The following is a 24351-nucleotide window of genomic DNA, read 5'->3' on the forward strand; positions in this document are numbered from 1 at the left end:
TGCTTCGCCTGTTCGCTGTCGCTCGGGTGGCAAGTCCGAAAATCGGGCTTAATTTAGTCATAAACCCGCCGTAGCGCCAGAAAGTTTTAGGCAATGCTAACGCAGACCGTAAAAACTAACATAATTTTTATATTAAACCAAAATGAATATTAATTTTTTTTCTAACTTATTTCTTTGGTTATTAGTAATCACTTTACCAGATATGGTATTTTCTCAATCGGCTGACTTTACCATTCAAGATATAACGTTTGAAAGTCAAGGCGTCACTCTTGCAGGCTCGATTTTAACGCCTAAAAAAGTATTAGCAGCAGTTGTAATTGTTCATGGATCTGATCCTGTAAAAAGAAAAGTGGAGTTCGCTAAACGTCTTGCCAAAGAAGGTATTGCTGTATTGACATATGATAAACGTGGAGTTGGAGAATCTGGCGGTGTATATGTAGGACCAACTGTTGGCACGAATAATATTGACACTACAAATCTTAATTTATTATCTCACGATGCAAGTGCAGCAGTAAATACATTTCGAACTTATTTGAAAGATAAAAAAAACACCAATTGGATTGGTTGGCTTCAGTCAAGCAGGATGGATAATCCCAATTGCTGCAAGTAAAAATCCACAAATAGAATTTATGGTTTTATTTAGTTGCCCTACAATTACAACTTTAGAACAACTTCGATTTCAGTTTTATACTAATGGAAACAATAAATTTTGGGAAAATCATACAGAATCAGATGCTCTCGAACATACTAAAAATGACCCAGACAGGTATCAATTTACCACTACTGACCCAAAAAATTACTTGAATACTCTTTCAATTGCAGGACTTTGGCTTTTTGGTGAGAAAGATATCCAAATTCCCGTAAAATTGTGCATAGAGCAATTGAATACATTTAAAATTCAAGGCAAACCTTTCGAATATACTTTGTTTTCAACATTAGGACACAATACTTCTTCTGATAATATTACAGCACCTGTTGATATTTCAATTCAATGGATAAAACAGAAAGCTTTGAACATTAAAAAGTCTAAAAAATCAAAATAAAGCACTGCCTAAAACAGTAAGGAAACACTATTTATTTCATCAGTACTTATACTTTTATATTGTTTAAAGGAAAACTATTAGATTTATTTCGTTGCTAAATATCATAAGCAAATTTTATAAAACCATAGTAACTTTTCGCGCTTGCCTGAACGCAACATTATAAAATTCAATCGCTTAACGCATCGCCTTAGTAGATTTTCCTACCGTCAAATAAACATGCGTATTGGGATACAGGAATTCAATTTTAGTTTTTTGCGTATTTATCCGCATTTCTAACTGGCCTTTCTCGTTTTCTAAAGTGTAAAACGAATAATTTTTATCTGGAGCAAAAACACCGGAGTCTACAATTTTATATTTCATTTTTGTAGCCGTGAGAAAGAAAACCACAGTACGCTTTTGAGTGTCAAGGAACACAAATGAGTATTCATTCCCTACCGTATTGCATTCCCCTTTTTTGAAAGGTTGCTCGTCAATGCAATACCTTTGAACATTAAACACTTGTTCCTGAGCATACAAACTACCTGACAGCAACAACAAAAACATTATTTTTTTCATAAAATGTACTTGATTTTAGAATCCGGAATTGGAAACTCCTTTTTACCAATACAAAAGACAAGCCACATTTCTTTTTTGAAGAAAAAAGAATTCATAAAATCCCCAATTACTTTTGGCAGCATATCCTTAAAATAGAATTAAAAGGTTCATGAGTTCCTTTTCAATCCACATATTATTCGTAGTTTTGACCATAGCAATGCTTGTTGATTTTGTTTTATAATAATCCAAAATAATAGGGCAAACAACTTTAAACTAAAATAATAATGACTTCATTTAGTAAAGAATTATCTTTTCGTTGGTCTGATCTTGACCCTAATTTTCATGTTCGACACAGTGCTTATTATGACTTTGGCGCACAACATCGTATCGAAATTCTGGAAAATCTTGGATTAACTATGAAGGTTTTGCGTTCACAAAATTTTGGTCCAATCTTATTCCGAGAGGAATGTGTTTTCAGAAAAGAAATACTGCTTTCAGATAAAATAGTTATGCATACCAAAATTTCTAAAATGAGACCAGATGCTTCACGCTGGTCAATAGTCCACGAATTTATGAATGACGACAATAAACTTTGTGCCACAATAACCGTGGATGGAGCCTGGATGGACACAAAACTGCGCAAAATAGCCGACCCAACACCCGAAATAGCGATGGACGCTATTCGTAATTTCCCAAAAACTAATGATTTTCTAGAACTTTAAATTTATGAAACAATTTTTAAAAATTGCCAGCTGCTTATTAATCGTATTGGCACTGGCTGTAAGTTGCAGTCCGTTGCTAAACGCAAACACCACTGAATTCACTACCGGAAAAGTGCAGGAAATCGTAGTGGGCAAAGATGGCTATACCGCCAAATTAGCAACAACCGAAAATTCAATTTATTTGGTGACTATCAGTCGCGTCAATTTATTAGAACCAACACAATACAGACAGGTTTCAACTGGAGAAACCATACAAGTGAAAGGAGATATTTTTAAAATTTCAGGCGTTAATCACATGACCGTGCGTGTGCTGAAATAGCAAAGAATTATCTTTTCATTATACTAAGAGCCTTGCGTGTTTTTCCAACGAGCGAAGGCTTTGTGACGGCTTAAAAAATCTCGGGATATTAGAATCATTTTCGCATTTCAAATCAAATAAGAATAGAAAGCGTAACGTTATTAGCATTCAAAAATCATGAAAAACAGAGAATACTCCACCATTTACAGAATAATGCATTGGTCAATCGCCATTTGCATGACTTTATTGCTTGTCACGATTTTTCTACGTTTGACGTGGATGAATAAAAATAATGTTGCGTTAATCATTCAAGACTATTTAGCGACTACAGATCAAAAGTTGACGCAAGACCAACTCATTACGCTTGCCAAAAAAATAAGAAAACCCATGTGGGACTGGCATATTTATATTGGTTATGCTTTGGTAGGTTTGTATAGTATTCGGATTGCGCTTCCATTTTTTGGACAAATGAAATTCTCCAATCCGTTCAACAAAGATTTGGGAATTAAAGAAAAGTTCCAGTACTGGACGTATTTAGTTTTTTATGTTTGTGTCGCTATTTCATTGATTACCGGTTTAATTATTGTTTTAGGTCCAAAAAATCTAAAAGAACCGATGGAAGAAATTCACGTCCTTTCTATTTATTATTTATTGGCATTTATCGTGATTCACTTATCGGGTGTTTTCTTCTCTGAATTAACGACCCAAAAAGGATTAATTTCTAGAATTATAAGTGGACCAACGAAGTCAGAAGAGAATTAAAAACAGAAAGCTTTTAGTAGTAAATTTTAACGCAAGCTGAATCATATAAAAAAGTAAATTGGTTGCAAACTGTTGAATCCAAAATAATTAAAGTAAAAATTGGTTTATGAAAATCTATGTCAAAAACATGGCGTGCGAAAGTTGTAAAATCTTTTTAAAAGAAGCTTTGGAAGAGCTCGATATCTCACCAATAAAGATAGAACTTGGCGAGGTTGAAGTCAAAGAAGTGCTTACAGAAAGCCAAAAAAAGAAACTGAACAGCAAAATCAAAAAAGCAGGATTAGAATTATTAGAAAAAAAACAAGGCATTCTGATTGAGAAAATCCGAACTGTAATTATTGATTATGTTTACAACTCCGATGAAAAACCAGTCATCAAATTCTCCGTTTTATTAAGCGAAAAATTAAATCACAGTTATACGTATCTGGCCAACTTTTTCTCTGAAGTAGAAGCCAGTACAATCGAACAATATGTCATTTCACTGAAAGTGGAACGAATAAAAGAACTGATTCTTCTGGAAGAACTTACTCTTTCTGCCATAGCTTTCAAACTGCATTACAGCAGTGTTTCCCATTTGTCAAATCAGTTTAAAAAAGCAACCGGATTGACTCCTTCGCATTTTAAACGATTAAAAGAAAAAAGAAGAATAACCATTCAAAATATTTAATAAAAGACATTTCAGCATCTCTTAAACCAAATGCGACCTTGCTATTGCATTTCCTTTAACAAAAAAGATTCTAAAAAATGCATCCTAATTCTGAAATAAAAGAAATCGCCAAGGTGTTCCTAAAGTTAGGATTTACTGCTTTTGGTGGTCCGGCGGCACATATTGCAATGATGCAGCAAGAGGTAGTTTCCAAACGAAAATGGCTTACCGAACAACATTTTTTAGACCTTATTGGTGCCACAAATTTAATTCCGGGACCCAACAGTACAGAAATGGCTATACATATTGGTCATGAACGCGGTGGTTGGAAAGGTCTGATTGTAGCCGGTCTTTGTTTTATTCTGCCAGCGGTTTTCATTACCGGATTTTTTGCATGGGGATACAAACAATATGGACAATTACCGGAAATTCAACCTTTTATTTATGGCATAAAGCCCGCGATTATTGCAGTGATTCTGGCTGCCGTTTATCCTTTGGCCAAGAAATCACTGAAATCAATAACATTAGCTGTAATAGGAATTGTTGTGTTACTGCTGTCTTTGCTAGACTTCAATGAAATTTATTTGATGTTTGGAGCGGGATTTTTTGCTTTACTTTGGTATATCGTTCGAAATGAAAGGTTGAAAAGCACCACTGTTTTTCTACCCTTAACGCTGATGCAGGTTTCCACCACAACAGTTTTGACTGCCACCAACATGAATTTGTTTTGGATTTTCTTGAAAATTGGTGCGTTACTTTACGGAAGTGGTTATGTACTTTTTGCTTTTCTCGATGCTGAACTCGTGGCCACCGGACTGCTCACCAGACAACAATTAATCGATGCCATTGCTGTGGGACAATTTACACCAGGTCCAGTTTTTTCTTCGGTGACATTTATAGGATACCAAATCAACGGTTTGTCCGGCGCCGTAGTTTCTACAATTGCCATTTTTTTGCCCTCTTTTGTATTTGTCGCATTACTCAATCCATTGGTAAAGAAAATGAGAGACTCAAAACCCTTTTCAGCATTTCTCGATGCGGTTAATGTAGCTTCTGTGGCTATCATAATTTCGGTTTGTTACGCCATGGGAAAAGATACCGTTACAGATTGGCGCACCATTTTAATCGCTATAATAAGCCTCGCCATTACTTTTGGTTTCAAAAAAATTAATAGTGCATTTATCGTTTTGGGCAGTTCCATTTTGGGTTATATGCTGACTCTTCTTTAAAAATAAAAATTAATTCGCTTCCCAAGTAATTGCCAACCATAAAGTTGTGTTTTTTTTTTATACTTTTATAGATGAATAAATAAACTATCAAACCAAAAAACCAAGAATGAAATTAACCAAATTATTTTTTGCACTGTTGATCATTTTTAGCATAACCAGTTTTAAATGGGCTCCAAAGGATTCAATTGCTGCATCACTTACGCTAAAATCAAGAGAGTTTTACCAAATTAAAACCTATATCCTCAAAACCGAACAACAAGAACAAACCACTGATGCGTATTTAAAAGAAGCATATTTACCTGGATTGAAAAAACTGGGAATCAAAAATATTGGTGTTTTTAAACCAAAACCAAATGCCACAGACACCCTGAAAAAAATTATCGTAATAATTCCATTTTCCTCTTTGGATCAATTTCTGAAACTTGACGAAAAACTAGCCAAGGACAAAACCTATTTAACTGCTGGAGCTGATTATTTGAAGGCTACTTACAAACAAGCGCCTTATATGCGAATGGAATCTGTTTTATTAAAAGCTTTTTCAGATCATCCTTTCTTGACAAAACCAGCACTGAACAGCACTAGATCCAGTCGTGTTTATGAATTGAGAAGTTACGAATCAGCAACCGAAGCGATTTACCTCAATAAAGTAGATATGTTTAATGCCGGTGGAGAAATAAAACTCTTCGAACGTCTTGGATTCAACGCAGTTTTTTATGGCGAAGTGATTTCAGGAGCCAAAATGCCAAACTTAATGTATATGACCACTTTTGCTGACCAGCAAAGTCGAGATGCACATTGGAAATCATTTGTAGATTCGCCGGAATGGAAAGGATTAATAGCTATGGAAAAGTATAAAAATAATATTTCGCACATCGACATTACTTTTTTATACCCAACAGATTATTCTGATTATTAGTTCTACAAGACCAAATTTCAATCGTAAGTTATTAAAACTGCAACCCTAAAAGTTGTAGTTTTTTGTTTAAAGCAATAATCCAAGTGCTAATTTGTAACGAATGAAGTCGAAACTTTACAAAGGTATTACTGGTAAATTTAAGTATCTTTAATACCAATTTAAGCTATGGAAACACTCAACACGATACTAAAACTTGCTGCAGGCGTAGGATTATTTCTTTTCGCCATGTATTTGGTAGAAGAATCTCTGAAAAATCTCTCCGGCCGAAGTTTCAAACTATTTTTGCAACGCATTACAAAAAACAATATTGGCGCCGTTGCAGGCGGAACTATAATTACGGGCATACTTCAAAGCAGTTCGATGGTTTCGTTAATGGTTTTAGCGTTTGTAGGTGCGGGTGTTTTTACGATGAAAAATGCAATGGCCATCATACTTGGTGCTAATTTAGGAACAACAATTGCCAGTTGGCTGGTGGCTACTTTAGGTTTTAAAACTGATATTGAAGTTATTGCTTATCCGGCCGTTTGTGTGGGTGGTTTTTTACTTATTTTGCTTGGTAACCGCAAAAAATTCAAATACATTTCTTATTTTCTTTTGGGATTTGGCTTAATGTTCATCGGACTTTCCTTTATGAAAACCGCCATGGAGACTCAGGTACAACACTTTGATTTCTCGCAATATGCTTCCATGCCGCTAATCGTTTTTCTTATTATTGGTTTTTTGATTACGCTCATCGTTCAATCAAGTTCCGTAACCATGGCGCTCACATTAAGTGCGTTGAATGCCGGAGCAATAGGATTTCCTATGGCAGCCGCAATTGTATTGGGCGGAGAAACCGGGACGATCATTAAAATTCTTGTAAGTGCAATTGGAGGCAACGCATCAAAAAAACGCGTCGCTTTAGGCAATTTATTGTTTAATATTTTCATCACTGCCATTGCTTTTGTATTGCTAAAACCTATTCTGCTGTTGATTACTGACCTCATAAAAATCAAAGATCCGCTGATAGGATTGGTTACATTTTCGAGTCTGATTAACTTACTGGCTATAATACTTTTTCTTCCAGTTCTTGATATTTTTACTAAATTTCTAGAACGTTTTTTTAAAAATACTGATGGCAATTCTGCGGCTTTTATTGGTCACGCATCAATTGCAGAACCTGTAACGGCGCTTGATTTATTCCGAAGAGAAACTAATTATTTCATTCACAACTCGATGCTTTTCAATCTGGAATTATTCAAAATTGATACAATTGCTTTAAAACAAAGTGATTACGTTGAAATCAATAAAAAAAATAATTTTGAAACAAAATCCATCGAGGAAAAATACGAATTCCTGAAACAGTTACAAGGGGAAATGCAGGCTTTCTATTTGAAATTAAGGACCAAATTAAACAGTGAACAAAACTCAGAACTCAGCCAATTAATTTCGGCGGCACGAAGTTCCATGCATGCCGTAAAAAGCGTGAAAGATATAGGCACAAATATTACCAACCTGAGTCACTCTTCTAAAGATATCAAATACCAGTTTTTCCTCCATCATAAAAATGAAACGCAAAATTTATATGCCAAATTAAATGCGTTTCTGATTAAAAAAGGACTTACTAATTTTGAAGAATTAGAAATGCTTTTTGACACGATTCAAAAAAATTATACAACAGCATTAAATACATTTTATACGGAAGTACAACTGACAACCATTGAAAGTATTGACATTACAACTGTTATCAATTTTAACAGGGAACTTTTCACATCAAATAAAGCAATGCTAATGGCCGTGAAAGATGTTTTATTAGACGAAAAAAACGCTCAAAATTTCAATGAAATCCCTATTTATAAAACCTAAAATTTACAAAAAAATTGAAAATTTTTCCGAAAAATTTTACAACTTTATTTTTGTATTTTATAATGTATTTTACTTTCAATTTTCGACCTTTGCAGGTAATTCCTTTTAGGATTGAAATTGAATTCTGATTTAATTGGTTATTTTTAGCTAAAAAAACACATCATTTGAAAAAATACTTAAAGATAAGTTTAAAAGTTTTCCTTTGGATAATAGGATCTATACTTCTGTTGTTCTTACTATTAGTTGTAGCCATTCAAATTCCATCGGTTCAAAATTACGCTAAAGATAAAGCGGTAACGTATCTGGAAGGAAAAATTAAAACTAAAGTTACCATTAAACGTATAGAAATTGGTCTTCCCAAAAAAGTCATTCTTGAAGGTGTTTATTTTGAAGATCAAAAAAAAGATACCCTTTTTGCAGGAGAAAAACTTTCGGTTGATATTAGTTTACTCCAATTAATGAATAACAAAGTCGAAATCAACTCTGTTCATTTAGAAGGAATTACGGCTCACTTAAATAGAGATTCAAAAGCTGTTTTTAATTTTGACTACATCATAGACGCATTTGCATCGCCTGAGAAACAAAAAACAGATTCGCCACCGATGCAATTTTCCGTAGAAAAAATCAAACTGGACCGAATCCAATTTAAATACAATGATTTTGTTACAAAAAACAATCTGTACGCCAATCTAAATCACTTTGAAACCAATATCAAAACTTTCGATTTAGACAAAATGAACTTTGAAATTCCGAAAGCAAAAATTAATGGATTAAAGTTCAGATTACAACAAGGCATCGTTCAAATTTCTAATGCAACCAAAGCTGCAGTTATAAAAAACGAGTCGGAATCCATCCTAAAATTAAAATTGGGTGAGATTGATTTGGCAAAAATTGATGTTGATTACCAAAGTGAAGAAACCAAACTAGAGACTAATTTCTATATTAAAAAATTGCTTGCCAAAATTGACAAAATTGATTTAAACAATCAATTTGCCATCGTGGAGAGTGTTGATTTAACGGGTGTTGAAGGTGCTTTAACACTTGGAAAATTAGATAAATTAAAACCAAAAAAAGAAACTGCAAATACCGAATCCAGCAATTGGGAAGTCAAAATAAAGACGACGGAATTCAAACGTGTTAATTTCCGTTACGACAATAATAATGTTGCTGCTACCCAACAAGGAATTGATTACAACCATTTGAATCTTACCAATTTAAATTTACAAGTAGATTTCCTCAATTACAATCCCGAAAACATATCCGGAGAGGTCAATTCCCTGAGCATTAAAGACAAAAGCGGTTTGAACATTCAATCCTTAACTACTGAGTTTTTTTATGGAAAGAAAAATGCCTTTTTCAAGAAATTATATTTAAAAACTCCACAAACGGAATTGAGGGATGAAATCAGAATTGGGTATCCATCCATCGCTTCATTGGCAGCAAATCCAGGCGAACTAGGCCTTATCGCCTCATTAAAGAAAAGTAAAATTGCAATTAAAGACATTTTACTTTTTGCCCCGACTTTGAACAAAACTAATCCTTTCATGAGCTATCCTAATGCCATAATGTTGCTAAATGGCTCCATCAAAGGAAAACTGAATAACATCATATTTCCGTCTATTGAGATTAGCGGCATTGGAACTACAAAATTAGTGGCAAGCGGAAGCATTGTAGGATTACCGGATATGACCAAAGCTTATTTCGACTTAAATATCAAAAACCTTCAAACTGGCGCAAAGGATTTTGTTGGTTTTTTACCAAAAGGGACAATTCCAAATACGATTCAGTTGCCTTCAAAATTAAACGCAAAAGGAACATTTAAAGGAACGGTTGCTAATTTCAATACTAATTTGAATTTGGTCAGCAGTTTTGGAAATGCAAAAATCAAAGCAGCATTCGATCAACGCAGAAAAAATTACGAGAAATACGATGCCCAAACGGAGTTTACTAATTTTGATTTAGGAAAATTTATCAAAAACGATTCGATTGGAAAAGTAACATTAAAAGCCAATATAAAAGGAACTGGTTTTAATCCAAAAACCGCAACAGCTTCGTTAAACGGAAGTATTTTAAAAGCATATTACAACAAATACACATACAAAAATCTGAATGTAAAAGGAGCCATTCGAAATGGAAGATTTAATGCAACTGCTGTTGCAAAAGATCCTAATTTGACTTTTGATTTAGTGAGCAGCGGTAGTTTCAAAGACAAATATCCTTCCGGAAAATTAAAACTGAATGTAGATATCGCCGATTTAGAAAAACTGAATCTGCATGCCGGACCTTTAAAAATTAGAGGCGTTGTAGATGCTGATATTCAATCGGCTGATTTAGATTATCTCAACGGTACCGTCAATGCACATAGCATAAATGTGGTCAATGCCAAGGAACAATTTGTAATTGATTCCATAAATGTTGTAGCAACAGCAACTCCTGAAAAAAACACTTTATTAGTAAATTCTCCATTTTTAGATGCAGAAGTTAATGGAAAATATAAGTTATCAAAAATTGCAAATGCACTAAAGAATTCTATTGCGACATATTATGACAGTAACCCAAATTCGAAAAAAATAGCGGTTGAAAATCAGCAATTTGATTTTAAAGTTAGTGTAAAAGACAATCCTATTATATTGAAACTTATTCCTGAACTGAAAAGTCTGGAACCAATAAATATAACAGGGAAATATAATTCGGTTAACGATTCCATTGTTTTGAATGGTTCGATTCCAAAATTAGTTTACGGAGCCAATACAATTACAAATGCGACTTTAAAAGTTGACACTCAAGACAAAGCGCTGCTGTATAGCTTTATAGTAGACGACATTCAAAACAAACAAATTCAATTGCCACATACCAGTATCACTGGAAAAGTGGAGAAAAATCTGGTAGATTATATCTTGCAATTGAAAGATGCAAAAGATGTAGAGCGTTATTTAATTGCTGGTACATTAAAGGCAACCAATGGAAATAACGAAGTAAGTCTTGGTCCGGACAATTTATTATTGAACTATGAATCTTGGAAAATTGCACAAGACAATCTGATTCGCTTTGGCGCAAAAGGAATTTATATCGATAATTTCGAGTTGAGTAAAGATGGAAGTAACATCAAAATCCAGTCCGAAACGGATAATCAAAATGCTCCAATTGCAATTGATTTTAAGGATTTTGACATCAATACGATTACCAGTTTTGTGGAGAAAAAAGATTTACAGTTAAGTGGAAAAATAAATGGAAATGCAACTGTAAAAAACATCACTAAAACACCGCTTTTCACTTCGGATTTGAACATTGAAAATTTCACTTTCAAAAAAGACACCGTTGGAAACATCAGCATCAAAGTCAATAATGCGATTGCAAATCAATATGATGCGAAAGTTGCCATTACCGGGCAAGGAAATCAAGTGAATTTAGAAGGATTTTACAAAGCGAATGAAAGCCGCTTTGATATGAATTTGGACATCGACAAATTGAATTTGAAAAGTATCCAAGGCTTTACATTAGATAACATTACGGAAAGCACCGGATTTTTAACAGGGAATTTCAAGATTACCGGAAATACAACGCAACCAAAAGTTATTGGAGAATTACAATTCAATGAGATTGGATTCAAAGCCACGCAACTTAATGCCAAATTTAAGTCTTTGAATGATAAAATCACCTTTACCGAAAATGCAATCCTTTTTGACACGTTTACTATAAAAGACGAGAAAGACAATGATTTAGTGATAAACGGAGCGATTAACAGTAGTAATTTCAGCAATTTTGGATTTGATTTATCTATTGATGCAGATAATTTTCAAGCGGTCAATTCGGAAGCGAAAGACAATGATTTATATTATGGTCAACTGTTTCTGGACAACCATTTAAAAGTAAGCGGAACGATAGACAATCCTATCGTAGAAGGAAATATCAAAATTAATAAAGACACTAAATTTACTGTTGTTTTACCACAATCTGATCCGTCAATAGCAGACAGAGAAGGAATTGTAGAATTCATTGACCAAGACAATCCACAAATTTTAGGCACCCTTGCACTTGATGAAATCAGTAGTGAAATGGAGATAAAAGGAATCAATGCCTCTGTTAATATTGAAATCGATAAAGAGGCTGAACTTTCTTTAAACATTGATAAAGCAAGCGGAGATTTCTTAAAATTAAAAGGAGAAGCGCAATTGAATGGAGGAATTGATCCGTCAGGAAAAACCACGCTGACTGGAAGATATGAATTGTCTGAGGGAAGTTATGAGATGAATTTTAATGGAATCAAAAGGAAATTTGATATCAAATCTGGAAGTTATATTTTGTGGACTGGAGAACCAACAAGCGCTGACATCAATATCACAGCAATTTATAAAACGGAAGCCGCTCCAATCGATTTAGTAAATGACCAATTAGGAGCCGTTACTGCCGAAATAAGAAATACATACAAACAAAGAATTCCGTTTGAAACCCGTCTGAAAATGACAGGAGAATTAATGAAACCTACAATCTCGTTTGACATTGTTTTACCGGAAGGAAATAACAGTGTTTCAACCGAAATTATTAATACTACACAGGCTAAATTGACTCAATTGCGTCAGCAACAGGATGAAATGAACAAGCAGGTTTTTGCCTTGTTGTTATTGAACCGTTTTGTCGGAGAAAACCCATTTGCCAGTGAAACCGGAGGAACAAATGTTTCATCATTAGCGAGAGAAAGTGCGAGTAAAATTTTATCACAACAGCTTAATAATTTGGCAGGAGATTTAATTGAAGGCGTAGAACTTAATTTTGATTTGAATACTTCTGACGATTATACGACCGGTCAGCGCGAGAACAAAACCGACTTGAATGTTGGGATTTCAAAGAAATTACTGAATGACCGATTGAAAGTTACTGTTGGAAGCAGTTTTGGAATCGAGGGACCACAGCAAACCAATCAGAACGCAAATAATATTGCAGGTGATGTTTCGCTGGATTATCAACTTTCTAAAGATGGACGGTATAAAATCAGGGTATATCGTGTCAATAAATATCAAGTCGCACTTCAGGGAGAAGTCGTTGAAACTGGGGTCGCCTTTGTTATCACAATGAATTACAACAAGTTTAAGGAACTATACGCAAAAAGTGAAGCGAAAAAAGCAAAGCAAAAAGCAAAAAAAGAATTAAAAAATAAATCAGATGAATAAAACTCCTTTATTATACTTTCTTTTTTTAGGATTGTTTATTTCCTCGTGCAGCAATACCAAGTATTTGCCGGAAGGAGAATTATTGTATACAGGCGCAAAAGTAAAAGTGGAAGGAAAACAAACCTCCAAGAAAGAAAACAAAGCGCTAAAAAACCAATTACAGGAAATTGTGAGACCCAAACCCAACTCTTCAATTCTTGGGTTAAAACCAAAACTGTACATTTACAATTTGGCTGGGACGCCAAAGAAAGAAAAAGGATGGCGTTACTGGTTGAAAAATAAAGTAGGCGAACCGCCAGTTTTTTATAGTACAGTAGATTTAGAATACAACAAAAGTGTTTTACAAAATTTCTCTGAAAACAGCGGTTATTTCAATACAAAAACCACAGCGGATTCTACACGAAAAGGAAAAAAAGCAAGTGCTGAATATCTGGTAAATCCGGCAAAACAATATAAAATCAGAGAAGTTAAATTCCCCACGGATTCTTCCATTATTTCGACAGCCGTTCGTAATACAAGACGCAGAAGTTTGCTAAAAAAAGAGGAAGGATACAGCCTTGATGCCATCAAAGAAGAGAGAGTTCGTATTGATGCCCGATTAAAAGAAAAAGGTTTTTTCTATTTTAACCCCGATTATCTAAAAGTGCAGGTTGATAGTACCGTTGCGGATCATCAAGTGGATTTAATTGTAAAAGTTAAAGAGGAAACTCCATCTCTGGCAGAGACACCATACAAGATCAATAAAATTATTGTTTATCCTAATTATTCTATTGGGATTGACAGTGTAAAAAACAACATGGATTCTATCCAGAAGTACAATGATTTAACGATTATTGATCCTGAGAACTTATTCAAACCGCGTATTTTTGACCGTGCACTGTATTTCAAAAAAGAAGATTTATACAACAGAACCGATCATAACTTATCATTGAATCGATTGGTTAATTTAGGTACTTTTAAATTTGTAAAAAATCAATTTAGGGTTTCAGATACAACAGGAAATTATCTTGATGCCTACTATTATTTGACGCCGTTACCAAAAAAATCAATCCGACTGGAATTATTAGCTAAAACAAACTCCGCTAATTATACAGGAACCGAACTCAATTTAAACTGGAGCAACAGAAATGCTTTCAGAGGTGCTGAATTGCTTACGATATCAGCCTTTGGTGGTATTGAAGTACAAGTTTCCGGACAAAATAATGGATTTAATGTCTATCGCTTCGGAACCGAGGCTAATTTAATTTGGCCAAGATTAGTGGCTCCTTTCAAACTCAATTCTCCAAGTGGTTTTGTGCCAAAAACAAAAGCAACATTGGGATATGAGTTTCAAAACAGAACCAAGTTATACTCCTTGCAAACATTCAAAGGCTCTTTTGGATATTTATGGAAAGAGAGTGAACAGAAAGAACATTTATTGAATATCACTGAAATTACGTATGCGAGTCCGCAAAATGTAACGCCATTGTATCAAGAACAAATCAATGTAAACCCATCATTAGAAAAAGTAATTGAAAAACAATTAATTTTTGGTCCAACCTACTCCTACACGTATACCAATACGTTGCAAAGAAGAAAGAAAAATACTTTTTATTACAAAGGAACTATTGACTTGGCAGGAAATATTGCCGGATTAGCTTCGGGAGCAAACATTCAAAAAGGCGACACCATTAAATTGTTTGATGTCCCTTTTAGCCAGTTTATCAAAATTGAAAATGATTTTAGACATTATTACAGGTTAGGTCCAGATTCACAAATTGCCACCAGAGTTATTGCAGGAGCAGGATTTGCTTACGGTAACTCGCGCGAATTGCCTTTTATCAAGCAGTTTTTCATTGGTGGAACCAATAGTTTAAGAGCTTTTAGAGCACGTTCTATTGGACCGGGAAGTTTTGATGGCGCATCAACGAATACCAATGCTTTTTTGCCCGATCAATCTGGTGATATAAAATTGGAATTCAATACCGAATACCGAGCTAAAATTTACGGATTAGTGAAAGGAGCTTTATTTATAGATGCGGGAAATATCTGGTTGTTGAATGAGAATACGGAAAAACCGGGAGCTAAATTCTCTAAAAAATTCCTTAATGAAATAGCTGTTGGTGCCGGAGCCGGATTGCGTTTCGATTTCTCTTTCCTTATCCTAAGAACAGATCTTGCCTTTCCTTTAAGAAAACCCTATTTGCCGGACGGCGATCGTTGGGTTTTAGATAAAATTGATTTTGGAAGTGGTCCTTGGCGTAGGGAAAATTTAGTTTTTAATTTAGCGATTGGATATCCTTTTTAAAACAACAGATACAGTAATAACAAAAAAAGAGCACGATGATTTCGTGCTCTTTTTGTATACTATATAATCCCGTTTTAGTCTACCAAGAATAAGGCATTGCTAAACAATAAATTTCCATTTTCCCAGAATCCCCTGAATAATGGATTGTCTACCATATAAATTACAGAACCATCACCTTTTGATTCAACTGCAAAACTTACAGTATTATTCAATTTCTTTTTGATTTCATTACCAACAAAACCATAGCTTTTATAATCTTTAGGAACATAAACAACATTAGTTGCTTTCTTCAACAAAGAATAATGTCTGTCATCTGTTTTTAAACTGAAATATTTATCACCCAAACCAAAAGACATGGGATGTGTTTTATTCAGAAGATTTTCAATGATAGCACCAGGAATCGATTTAGAAATATACCTGCGTTCTGAATCCTGAAAGTCCAGAAAACGTTCTTTTAATTCTTCTTCTTCGGCTTCTTTTTCAGAACTTAATTTATCTTCTTCAGTTGCAAAAGGACTCAACGCATATCCTTCTTTAGCCTCAAAAAGAGTCAGTGCGCTGTTCATCGCTATCACTTTTCCGCCATTTTTAATCCATTCTCCTATTTTCTTTTGTTGGTCTTCTGAAAAATCATAATATCCATCAGCCATAATAAGCGTGTTATAATTGAATAGGTTTAATCTGTTAAAATTACTTACCTCAACCACACTCACTGGATATCCAATAGTTTCTTCCATATAATACCAAGCAGCGCCAAACTCTGTAGAACCAACTCCTTTTCCTGATAATAATACGACTTTTGGTGCTTTTAGTAAATTGAAATTTTCACCACCAACATCTTTAGAATTCGATGAAAATCCTGTAGCTATATAATTGTAATCGGTTTTTATTTTAATCAGTTCGCCAATCGTTTTTTCAAAATCTACTACTTTTGGATTATCGGCTTTGGTGACAATCAAACCTCCCGGCTCCACTATTACATCGCCAAAAATAGCTTTTTTCATTGCCGACCTAACTTTGATATTATTTTGGTGCAATAACGAAAGTACCTGAGCAGAAATTCTGTTATTCCAAGGAATATGAAACGCATATACATTTTGTGGAATTCCTTTTTCTTTTACTTCAATGGACCCTTTAGTTTTGATAGCCAAACTATTTTTCAACGCATAACCTTCAACTCCATACGCCAAGGGCAATGCCCAAGAAGTAATATCATAGGATAAACTGTCATTCAACTTTTGATTTGGTTCAAAAAGTACCTGCGCAAAAACAGCTTTTTGTTGGTCTACTTTTACAATTAAATCATTTGGTTCAATCGTAAAACTTTTCTCAGTTTTGGTATTATAATTAAATCCAGATGCTTTTTGACTGGCATCGGCATAACTGAATTCTACATTATTTTTTTTCAATAAATCCGCCATTTGAACCAACTTCGGATTGTTTTTCATCACGTACATTTTATAATTTCCCTTCACTGTTTTTCGGGAATTATTCATAAAACCTCTAAATCCTTTCAGCAAAACATCCGCTTGTGCCGCCGCTGATTCTACCACAGTCAAGACTGCCGTTGCGTGATGTGTTAATCGATCTTGTATCGTAAGTGTAATTCCATTACTCATTGTAACAGCTCTCCCCGCGCCTATTCCACCTTGTTCCATCGTCATTCCTACCGCCCCATTATACGTAGGATAAGTGTCGCCATAACTTGGATAAAACAAATCAAAACGTTCACCGGTATTGTACATCCAATTTTGAGCATCAAATTTTTTGGAAATATTTTTACCTAAAGTGTAGTGAAAATCTTTCTGGTATTTCTCAATGTATTCGTGCAAAGGTTCCGCTGATGGTGGGAAAAAATACGGAGAATCGTATCCCATTTCGTGAACATCCGTATGAACTTGAGGCATCCATTGGTTGTACAACGCTATACGCTGCTGGGTTTCCGGCTGCGTTTGCCAAGCCCAATCTCTATTTAAATCAAAAATATAATGGTTGTATCTCCCACCTGGCCAAACTTCCATATGCTCTCTGTCTGATAAATCAGGATGCGTTTTTTTTCCTGAAATTTCTCGTAACCAATTCCCATATCTGGAATATCCGTCTGGGTTGATACACGGATCAAGGATTACAATCGTGTTCTCTAACCACTTTTTGGTTTCAGCATTCGAAGGATTTACTAACTCGTACGCTACTGTCATGGCACTTTCGGTTCCGGCAAATTCATTTCCGTGAACATTAAAACTCAACCATACAATTAACTTATCACCAATCATTTGCGATTTATTTTGAGACAAACCAATTGCTGCTAAATTGTTATTCCGAATTTGTTCCAAATTAGCTAAATTCTCCGGACTCGAAATAAAATACACATTCAAGTCTCTTTGCTCCGGAGTCACTCCATATTTCTGGTGTTTGATTAAATTCGACTTTTCAGTAAGGTGCTTAAAATAATTTTCGGCTTGATGGTAATAGGTTATTTGTTTCCCGTAATTGGGTAAAAACTGGGATGGACTTTGCACTTGTGCCTGAACACTGAGCACCAAAGTTAGCATTAGATAAAAAGAAAAAACAGTCTTTTTCATATTGTTTTGGGTTAGTTATGCTTCAAAAATAGCCATTTACGAAGTATTGCACAAGCTTAATTTCGAATTAGTGAATTATTGATTTTACCAAACCTCTACTTTTTATTAATTCATTTTTTGTTGAAGAATACTAACAATACAGCAACTTTCGTTATTAAAAAAACAATATTATTCCGTTTTGGATTAGTATCATTGCTACATTCTATTATATTTGCAAACAACAAAATTCATACAACAAATGGAAGAATGTATCTCAGTTTTTGATATGCTAAAAATTGGTGTCGGACCTTCGAGTTCGCACACACTTGGACCTTGGAGAGCAGCAGAACGCTTTCTTAGTGAATTGAGAAATGAAAATTTACTTTCTGTTGTAAATCGGGTAAAAATAGATTTATACGGTTCACTTTCCCTGACCGGAAAAGGCCACGCCACAGATTTAGCCGTAATGCTGGGTTTAAGCGGGCAAGATCCGGAATACATTCCTGTCGAAAATATTGATGGCATTATCAAATCCATTGAATCAAAAAACGAAATCAATTTAGGAAACGAAAAACCAATTCCTTTTTATTTCCTTCAAGACATCGTTTTCAATAAAAACTTCCTTCCTTTTCATGCCAATGGAATGACTTTTACGGCGTACATGACAGATGAAAGCGAATACGTTTCTACCTTTTATTCAATTGGTGGCGGATTTGTAGTCAAAGAAGAACGCATCAACGCCAAGAAGAAAACACAAATAAAATTTGCTTTTCCTTATCCAATTGAGAAAGCAGCTGAACTTTTGGATTTTTGCAAAAAAGAGAATAAATCCATATCAGAAATCGTTTATGAAAACGAAAAATCGATGCGTACCGAAGCGGTTATCGATCATGAATTGATGCGCATTTGGAAAACCATGCTTGAGTGCATGTATATTGGTTGCCATTCCGAAGGGATTCTTCCCGGCGGATTAAACGTGCGTCGCCGTGCTTTTGATATGCACCAAAACCTCATCGGTTTAGCCAATTATGATTCGCCACAAACCTGGCTCGAAGAAATCAGAAAAACGGAGGTGAAATTTCGCCAAATCCTGAAATGGGTTTCTTGTTTTGCCCTAGCGGTAAACGAAGTAAACGCTGCCTTAGGACGTGTGGTTACGGCTCCAACAAACGGAAGTGCGGGTGTAATTCCTGCCGTTTTGATGTATTATTTAGTAATTGAAAACCACAATGCCGGAGAAAAAGAAATCAAACAATTCCTGATGGTTGCCGGTGAAATAGGAAGTATTTTCAAGAAAGGTTCTACTATTTCAGCAGCAATGGGTGGTTGTCAGGCCGAAATAGGCGTTTCCTCCTCGATGGCGGCGGCTGCTTTATGCGAATTGATGGGCGGAACTCCTGAACAGGTTTTAATGGCTGCCGAAATCGCAATGGAACACCACTTGGGATTAACTTGTGATCCTATTGGCGGTTTGGTTCAGATTCCGTGTATTGAAAGAAATACGATGGGTGCCATAAAAGCGATTAATGCTGCAGAATTAGCCTTGGAAACCGATCCGAAAAATGCAAAAGTTCCTTTGGACAAAGTGGTAGACACAATGTGGCAAACCGCCAAAGACATGAATAACAAGTACAAAGAAACTTCCGAAGGCGGATTAGCGATTGCCGTAAACATGGCGGATTGCTAGATTTCATAACACAAATTTAAAATACAGAAAGTCCAATATTCAATAATTTGAAGTAGATTTCGTGAATATTCTAAATAAATAATAATGGAAATTAATTGGGTAGTAGTTGGAATCGTTATCATTTGTGTGGTCATTTTGATTGTATTTCTTATTAGAAAAAATCAAAAAGATAAAAAGAAGTACACCCATTTCTTGAACAATGATTACAAAAAAGCTGATGAAAAAGAATCAGATTTGAATGACGATACGTATTAATTTGTCTTGTTAAATTCTTTTAAAAATTAGCAGAAATCATTTCACTTTTCATGAAACAAAATTCATTATTTTATTAAAAGTGAAACTATTTTCTTCTAGTATCAATCAGGTGAACGATTTTCCATCCAGATTTTTCGGGTGTATCTATTTTGAAAAGTGTAAAAGCATTCACACCTTTGTGACTTAATTTACCATTTACATAAAACTCGTAAGGTGTCCAAGCGTGCGCCATGCTTCCATCTACTTGAATAGAATAACTGATAATTTTTTCCTGAAACTTCACTTCAGCAGGAATAGAACCGATTGATTTAAAAAAAGCTTGTGGGTTTTCATTGGATAATTTAGTTCCTTTTGCATTTTCACTTATGGACTGTAACATCACTGTTTCGTCACAAAGCGCCTTTAATTTTAGCGTATCTTTGGCATGAAAAGCCTCAAAAAAAGTTTCAATTACCTTTTGAATTTCTTGATTTTGAGCTTGAGAATTCACCGTTGTAAACAATACTATCATTACTACTATTTTACGCATAATTACTTTTTTAATTAATTGGTAATGCAAGTAACATTACTGTTACATTTTTGAGTTAAAAATATACATTTTATTACCTTTACAATCTTAAAATAACAAATATGTCTGTCGCAAAAAAAGATTATAAAAGGATTACTACAAAATCACTGATTGAAATGAAAGCTAATGGAGAGAAAATTTCCATGCTTACTGCATACGATTACACGATGGCAAAAATCGTTGATACCGCCGGAATTGATGTGATCTTAGTAGGTGATTCTGCTTCGAATGTGATGGCGGGTCATGAAACGACTTTGCCAATTACGTTAGACCAAATGATTTATCACGCTTCTTCTGTAGTGAGAGCAATAGAAAGAGCATTGGTTGTTGTGGATTTGCCTTTTGGAAGTTATCAATCAGATCCAAAGGAAGCGTTGCGTTCTGCCATCCGAATTATGAAAGAAAGCGGTGGTCATGCTGTAAAACTGGAAGGTGGAAAAGAAATTAAAGATTCTATCAAGAAAATACTAAACGCAGGAATTCCAGTTATGGGACATTTGGGTTTAACTCCGCAATCTATTTATAAATTTGGAACCTATACGGTTCGTGCCAAAGAAGAAGAAGAAGCACATAAACTAATTGAAGATGCCAAATTGTTGGAAAGATTAGGCTGTTTCGCTTTGGTTTTGGAAAAAATTCCGGCACATTTAGCCGAAAAAGTGGCTCAAAGTATTTCTATTCCGGTAATTGGTATTGGTGCTGGTGGCGGTGTTGACGGACAAGTTTTAGTTATTCACGACATGTTAGGAATGAATAATGAATTTAGCCCGCGTTTCTTAAGAAGATACATGAATTTATACGAAGGAATGACAACAGCCATCGGTCAATATGTTGCTGATGTGAAATCAAGTGATTTTCCTAATTCAAGTGAACAATATTAAGCCCCCTAACCCCCAAAGGGGGAATTGAAAAATGAAAATAGTTTCGAATAAAAATAACCTGCAAATTCTTCACGAAGACAACCATCTTATTGTGGTTAACAAGCGTGTAGGCGATATTGTACAAGGTGATAAAACAGGTGATAAACCACTGTCTGATGTGGTGAAAGAATATATCAAAGACAAATACAACAAACCTGGTGAAGTGTTTCTAGGAGTCGTACATCGTTTGGACCGACCTACAACCGGAATCGTAGTTTTTGCCCGAACCAGCAAAGCCTTAACGAGAATGAATGAATTGTTTAGCAACCGTGAAACTCAAAAAACGTATTGGTGTATTGTCAAAAATAAACCTTCGAATTCCGAAGATAAATTAGTTCATTATATAAAAAGAAACGAAAAAAACAATACGTCAAAAGCGCATTTAAAAGAAGTTCCTGACAGTAAACTAGCTAGTTTAGATTATAAAATCATTCAGGAACTCAACAATTATTTCGCTCTGGAAATTAATCTACATACCGGGAGACACCATCAAATCAGAGCTCAACTTTCGGCTATTGGATCACCCATAAAAGGCGATTTGAAATATGGTTTTGATCGAAGCAATCCCGATGGAGGAATTCATTTGCACGCTAGAAAACTAGTTTTTGTACATCCTGTTACCAAAGAAAGCATAGAAATTATCGCACCAACACCCGATGATGTGATTTGGAATGCAGTCTAATATCTTGCAGTTTATCTATCAAAAACCGGTAACAAAAAACATAACTTTCAGACTTATACCATAGAAAAACAGGAATAAAATCCTGTTTTTTTTATTTTAGCTTCTAAAGAAAGTTGCTGTAAATTAATAATTATGTATTTTTAATTTAAAAATTATCTCATGAATCACAAAACCGACATAAAATACCGAAAAGAATCTCTTAAAAAATTATTACATGTCATCACAAAACATGAAGAGGAAATTATTAAGGCTTTGTATGATGATTTTAAAAAACCAGCTTTTGAAGCAGTTTTAACTGAAACTAATTACGTCATCAGTGATTTAAAAGAGACGATAAAAAACATCGATTCTTGGGCGAAGCCAAAAAGGGTTTTCCCTTCATTTTTAAATTTCCCTTCCTCTGATTACGTTTACAGTGAACCTTATGGCAATGTTTTAATCCTTTCGCCTTGGAATTATCCGTTTCAATTGGCTTTATGTCCACTTGTAGCCGCTGTTGCCGCAGGGAATAAAGTAACTTTAAAACCATCTGAACTAACACCGAATACGTCGAATATTATAGCGAAAATAATCACTGAAACTTTTCCGGTAAAAGATGTTGTCGTAATTACTGGAGACGCCACTATTGCAGCAAATTTGTTAAGCAAACGCTGGGATTACATCTTTTTTACGGGAAGTGTTGCCGTTGGAAAAATAGTAGCTAAGGCTGCAGCCGAAAATCTAACGCCGGTAACGCTAGAATTAGGCGGGAAAAGTCCTTGCATTGTTGATGAAACAGCCAATTTAGAATTAAGTGCCCGACGCATTGTTTGGGGAAAAATCATAAACGCCGGACAAACCTGTGTGGCTCCAGATTATATTTTGGTACACCATAAAATGAAAGATACTTTGGTGAAATTTCTTATTCAGGAAATTGAAAAAGCATTGGGAACAAATCCAGAAGAATCTCCGGATTTTGCCCGAATTATCAACTTGAAAAACTGGCAACGCCAATTGAGTTTGCTGGAAAATCAAAAAATACTTTTTGGAGGACAATCAAACCGAGATTCGCTGTACCTCGCTCCTACTTTACTGGATGAACCCAAAATGGACAGTCTGGTTATGATCGAAGAAATTTTTGGGCCGATACTTCCGATACTCTCTTACGAAACTAAATCAGATATTGATAAAATAATTTCGAGCTTCGAAAAACCATTATCCTTCTATTTATTTTCCCAAAACAAATCTTTTATCGATGAAGTCATCCATAAATATTCGTTTGGTGGCGGTTGTATTAATGACACCGTAATTCATCTGGCAAATAATCGACTTCCTTTTGGCGGTGTTGGAAATTCCGGAATGGGTGCGTATCACGGAAAATTAAGTTTTGATATTTTTTCTCATAAAAAATCGCTTGTAAAAAAAGGAACTTGGTTAGATTTACAAATGCGTTATGCGCCCTATAAAGACAAATTAAAAACCATTCAAAAACTGTTAAAATGGATGTAGCCAATGAAAAATCAGCAAGCGAAGCCATAAAATACAGACGCTCGGTTCGGGTTTTTAAAAATGAAGCTATTGATACTGAAAAAGTAAAAGAATGTATTCAATTAGCGACTTTGGCGCCCACCAGCAGTAATATGCAACTTTGGGAATTTTATCACGTGATATCGCCTGAAATAATTGAAAAAATAGCCAAAGCCAGTTTTGACCAAAACGCAGCTAAAACAGCTCAGCAATTAGTAGTTGTTGTTACAAGGAAGGATTTATGGCGTAAGAGAGTGCAATCGAATATTGATTATTTGAAAAATCAATACGGTAATAAGCCTGAAGCAGAATATTCCAAAAGAGAGAAATTTGCATTGAATTATTATCAGAAAATTATTCCGGCACTATATTTTGATTTTTTAGGAATTATCGGAATGATAAAGTTCGTTATTTTTCAAGTTATTGGAGTATTCAAACCTATTTACAGAGAGGCGCGGCAAAGCGACATGCGTATTGTTGCTCACAAAAGTGCAGGACTCGCAGCGCAGAATTTTATGATCAGTATGGCCGCAATCAATTACGATACGTGTCCCATGGAAGGTTTTGATTCGCTGAGAATTAAAAATATATTACATTTGCCGGCTTCCGCAGAAATCAATATGATTTTAGGCTGTGGTGTTAGAGATGAAAATGGTGTTTATGGAGAACGATTCCGAATACCTTTTGAAGAAACTTATTTTAAAATATAATTAATCAATATA

Annotated in this window: 20 protein-coding genes; 17 read left to right on the top strand and 3 right to left on the bottom strand. The window is 34.8% G+C overall.

What is annotated here, in order from left to right:
• The first annotated feature begins 142 nt into the window (after positions 1-142).
• Complete coding sequence (locus DR980_RS16495; RefSeq protein ID WP_244199273.1) at positions 143-610, top strand: serine aminopeptidase domain-containing protein; 468 nt, start codon at positions 143-145, stop codon at positions 608-610.
• 19 nt (positions 611-629) lie between these two features.
• Positions 630-1043, top strand: a complete 414-nt coding sequence (locus tag DR980_RS16500) for an alpha/beta hydrolase (RefSeq protein ID WP_244199274.1) — start codon at positions 630-632, stop codon at positions 1041-1043.
• 174 nt (positions 1044-1217) lie between these two features.
• On the opposite strand, the gene DR980_RS07375 is transcribed toward DR980_RS16500, so the two are convergent.
• Positions 1218-1598: a hypothetical protein gene (locus tag DR980_RS07375; protein ID WP_113634580.1), complete on the bottom strand. Its 381-nt coding sequence runs from the start codon at positions 1596-1598 to the stop codon at positions 1218-1220.
• Positions 1599-1861: 263 nt separating this feature from the next.
• On the opposite strand from DR980_RS07375, the gene DR980_RS07380 reads away from it, so the two are divergent.
• From DR980_RS07380 to tamL, 9 genes are all read left to right on the top strand, one after another.
• Positions 1862-2299, top strand: a complete 438-nt coding sequence (locus DR980_RS07380; RefSeq protein ID WP_113634581.1) for an acyl-CoA thioesterase — start codon at positions 1862-1864, stop codon at positions 2297-2299.
• Positions 2300-2303: 4 nt separating this feature from the next.
• Entirely contained in the window at positions 2304-2618 is a 315-nt protein-coding gene (locus DR980_RS07385) for a hypothetical protein (RefSeq protein WP_113634582.1), read from the top strand.
• Positions 2619-2774: 156 nt separating this feature from the next.
• Entirely contained in the window at positions 2775-3359 is a 585-nt protein-coding gene (locus tag DR980_RS07390; RefSeq protein WP_113634583.1) for a cytochrome b/b6 domain-containing protein, read from the top strand.
• Between the two features lie 106 nt (positions 3360-3465).
• Complete coding sequence (locus DR980_RS07395; protein ID WP_113634584.1) at positions 3466-4026, top strand: helix-turn-helix domain-containing protein; 561 nt, start codon at positions 3466-3468, stop codon at positions 4024-4026.
• A 77-nt stretch (positions 4027-4103) separates the two neighbouring features.
• Positions 4104-5234: a chromate efflux transporter gene (gene chrA / locus DR980_RS07400; protein WP_113634585.1), complete on the top strand. Its 1131-nt coding sequence runs from the start codon at positions 4104-4106 to the stop codon at positions 5232-5234.
• 106 nt (positions 5235-5340) lie between these two features.
• A complete protein-coding gene (locus DR980_RS07405) occupies positions 5341-6150 on the top strand; it encodes an NIPSNAP family protein (RefSeq protein WP_113634586.1) in 810 nt (269 codons plus the stop codon).
• Between the two features lie 165 nt (positions 6151-6315).
• Positions 6316-7995, top strand: a complete 1680-nt coding sequence (locus tag DR980_RS07410) for a Na/Pi cotransporter family protein (RefSeq protein ID WP_113634587.1) — start codon at positions 6316-6318, stop codon at positions 7993-7995.
• Positions 7996-8159: 164 nt separating this feature from the next.
• The gene (locus DR980_RS07415; RefSeq protein WP_113634588.1) at positions 8160-13163 is read left to right on the top strand and encodes a translocation/assembly module TamB domain-containing protein; all 5004 of its coding nucleotides are present in this window, start codon (positions 8160-8162) and stop codon (positions 13161-13163) included.
• Positions 13156-15450, top strand: a complete 2295-nt coding sequence (gene tamL, locus DR980_RS07420; protein ID WP_113634589.1) for a translocation and assembly module lipoprotein TamL — start codon at positions 13156-13158, stop codon at positions 15448-15450. The genes DR980_RS07415 and tamL overlap by 8 nt, the downstream gene beginning before the upstream one ends.
• Before the next feature lie 74 nt (positions 15451-15524).
• Here tamL and DR980_RS07425 read toward each other — a convergent pair whose 3' ends face one another.
• On the bottom strand, positions 15525-18032 hold the full coding sequence (locus DR980_RS07425; RefSeq protein ID WP_113634590.1) for a M14 family metallopeptidase: 2508 nt from the start codon (positions 18030-18032) through the stop codon (positions 15525-15527).
• A 238-nt stretch (positions 18033-18270) separates the two neighbouring features.
• Between DR980_RS07425 and DR980_RS07430 the strand changes: the two genes are divergently transcribed.
• Together DR980_RS07430 and DR980_RS16330 are read left to right on the top strand one after the other, a co-directional pair.
• Complete coding sequence (locus tag DR980_RS07430) at positions 18271-19698, top strand: L-serine ammonia-lyase (RefSeq protein ID WP_113634591.1); 1428 nt, start codon at positions 18271-18273, stop codon at positions 19696-19698.
• 84 nt (positions 19699-19782) lie between these two features.
• Positions 19783-19953, top strand: coding sequence for a hypothetical protein (locus DR980_RS16330; RefSeq protein ID WP_167400544.1), 171 nt, complete (start codon positions 19783-19785; stop codon positions 19951-19953).
• An 85-nt stretch (positions 19954-20038) separates the two neighbouring features.
• Here DR980_RS16330 and DR980_RS07435 read toward each other — a convergent pair whose 3' ends face one another.
• On the bottom strand, positions 20039-20482 hold the full coding sequence (locus DR980_RS07435; RefSeq protein ID WP_113634638.1) for a Cif family virulence factor: 444 nt from the start codon (positions 20480-20482) through the stop codon (positions 20039-20041).
• 101 nt (positions 20483-20583) lie between these two features.
• On the opposite strand from DR980_RS07435, the gene panB reads away from it, so the two are divergent.
• The 4 genes from panB (at position 20584) to DR980_RS07455 (ending at position 24339) form a co-directional block, all read left to right on the top strand.
• Positions 20584-21402 carry a 3-methyl-2-oxobutanoate hydroxymethyltransferase gene (gene panB / locus DR980_RS07440; protein WP_113634592.1) on the top strand — a complete coding sequence of 273 codons (819 nt, stop codon included), beginning with the start codon at positions 20584-20586 and terminating at the stop codon, positions 21400-21402.
• A 31-nt stretch (positions 21403-21433) separates the two neighbouring features.
• Positions 21434-22123: an RluA family pseudouridine synthase gene (locus DR980_RS07445; protein ID WP_113634593.1), complete on the top strand. Its 690-nt coding sequence runs from the start codon at positions 21434-21436 to the stop codon at positions 22121-22123.
• A 159-nt stretch (positions 22124-22282) separates the two neighbouring features.
• A complete protein-coding gene (locus DR980_RS07450) occupies positions 22283-23611 on the top strand; it encodes an aldehyde dehydrogenase (RefSeq protein ID WP_113634594.1) in 1329 nt (442 codons plus the stop codon).
• A complete protein-coding gene (locus tag DR980_RS07455; protein ID WP_113634595.1) occupies positions 23602-24339 on the top strand; it encodes a nitroreductase family protein in 738 nt (245 codons plus the stop codon). Before DR980_RS07450 ends, DR980_RS07455 begins: the two co-directional genes overlap by 10 nt.
• The last annotated feature ends 12 nt before the right edge of the window (positions 24340-24351 follow it).

The sequence above is a fragment of the Flavobacterium psychrolimnae genome (genome assembly GCF_003312425.1).
GTDB lineage: Bacteria > Bacteroidota > Bacteroidia > Flavobacteriales > Flavobacteriaceae > Flavobacterium > Flavobacterium psychrolimnae.

What these genes read in the sequence shown, in the direction of transcription:
- DR980_RS07450 (WP_113634594.1), top strand. Translation starts at nt 22,283, where the DNA reads ATGAATCACAAAACCGACATAAAATACCGAAAAGAATCTCTTAAAAAA.
- tamL (WP_113634589.1), top strand. Translation starts at nt 13,156, where the DNA reads ATGAATAAAACTCCTTTATTATACTTTCTTTTTTTAGGATTGTTTATT.
- DR980_RS07455 (WP_113634595.1), top strand. Translation starts at nt 23,602, where the DNA reads ATGGATGTAGCCAATGAAAAATCAGCAAGCGAAGCCATAAAATACAGA.
- DR980_RS07405 (WP_113634586.1), top strand. Translation starts at nt 5,341, where the DNA reads ATGAAATTAACCAAATTATTTTTTGCACTGTTGATCATTTTTAGCATA.
- DR980_RS07385 (WP_113634582.1), top strand. Translation starts at nt 2,304, where the DNA reads ATGAAACAATTTTTAAAAATTGCCAGCTGCTTATTAATCGTATTGGCA.
- DR980_RS07430 (WP_113634591.1), top strand. Translation starts at nt 18,271, where the DNA reads ATGGAAGAATGTATCTCAGTTTTTGATATGCTAAAAATTGGTGTCGGA.
- DR980_RS07435 (WP_113634638.1), bottom strand. Translation starts at nt 20,482, where the DNA reads ATGCGTAAAATAGTAGTAATGATAGTATTGTTTACAACGGTGAATTCT.
- DR980_RS07445 (WP_113634593.1), top strand. Translation starts at nt 21,434, where the DNA reads ATGAAAATAGTTTCGAATAAAAATAACCTGCAAATTCTTCACGAAGAC.
- DR980_RS16500 (WP_244199274.1), top strand. Translation starts at nt 630, where the DNA reads ATGGTTTTATTTAGTTGCCCTACAATTACAACTTTAGAACAACTTCGA.
- DR980_RS16330 (WP_167400544.1), top strand. Translation starts at nt 19,783, where the DNA reads ATGGAAATTAATTGGGTAGTAGTTGGAATCGTTATCATTTGTGTGGTC.
- DR980_RS07395 (WP_113634584.1), top strand. Translation starts at nt 3,466, where the DNA reads ATGAAAATCTATGTCAAAAACATGGCGTGCGAAAGTTGTAAAATCTTT.
- DR980_RS07390 (WP_113634583.1), top strand. Translation starts at nt 2,775, where the DNA reads ATGAAAAACAGAGAATACTCCACCATTTACAGAATAATGCATTGGTCA.
- DR980_RS07425 (WP_113634590.1), bottom strand. Translation starts at nt 18,032, where the DNA reads ATGAAAAAGACTGTTTTTTCTTTTTATCTAATGCTAACTTTGGTGCTC.
- chrA (WP_113634585.1), top strand. Translation starts at nt 4,104, where the DNA reads ATGCATCCTAATTCTGAAATAAAAGAAATCGCCAAGGTGTTCCTAAAG.
- DR980_RS07380 (WP_113634581.1), top strand. Translation starts at nt 1,862, where the DNA reads ATGACTTCATTTAGTAAAGAATTATCTTTTCGTTGGTCTGATCTTGAC.
- DR980_RS16495 (WP_244199273.1), top strand. Translation starts at nt 143, where the DNA reads ATGAATATTAATTTTTTTTCTAACTTATTTCTTTGGTTATTAGTAATC.
- DR980_RS07410 (WP_113634587.1), top strand. Translation starts at nt 6,316, where the DNA reads ATGGAAACACTCAACACGATACTAAAACTTGCTGCAGGCGTAGGATTA.
- panB (WP_113634592.1), top strand. Translation starts at nt 20,584, where the DNA reads ATGTCTGTCGCAAAAAAAGATTATAAAAGGATTACTACAAAATCACTG.
- DR980_RS07375 (WP_113634580.1), bottom strand. Translation starts at nt 1,598, where the DNA reads ATGAAAAAAATAATGTTTTTGTTGTTGCTGTCAGGTAGTTTGTATGCT.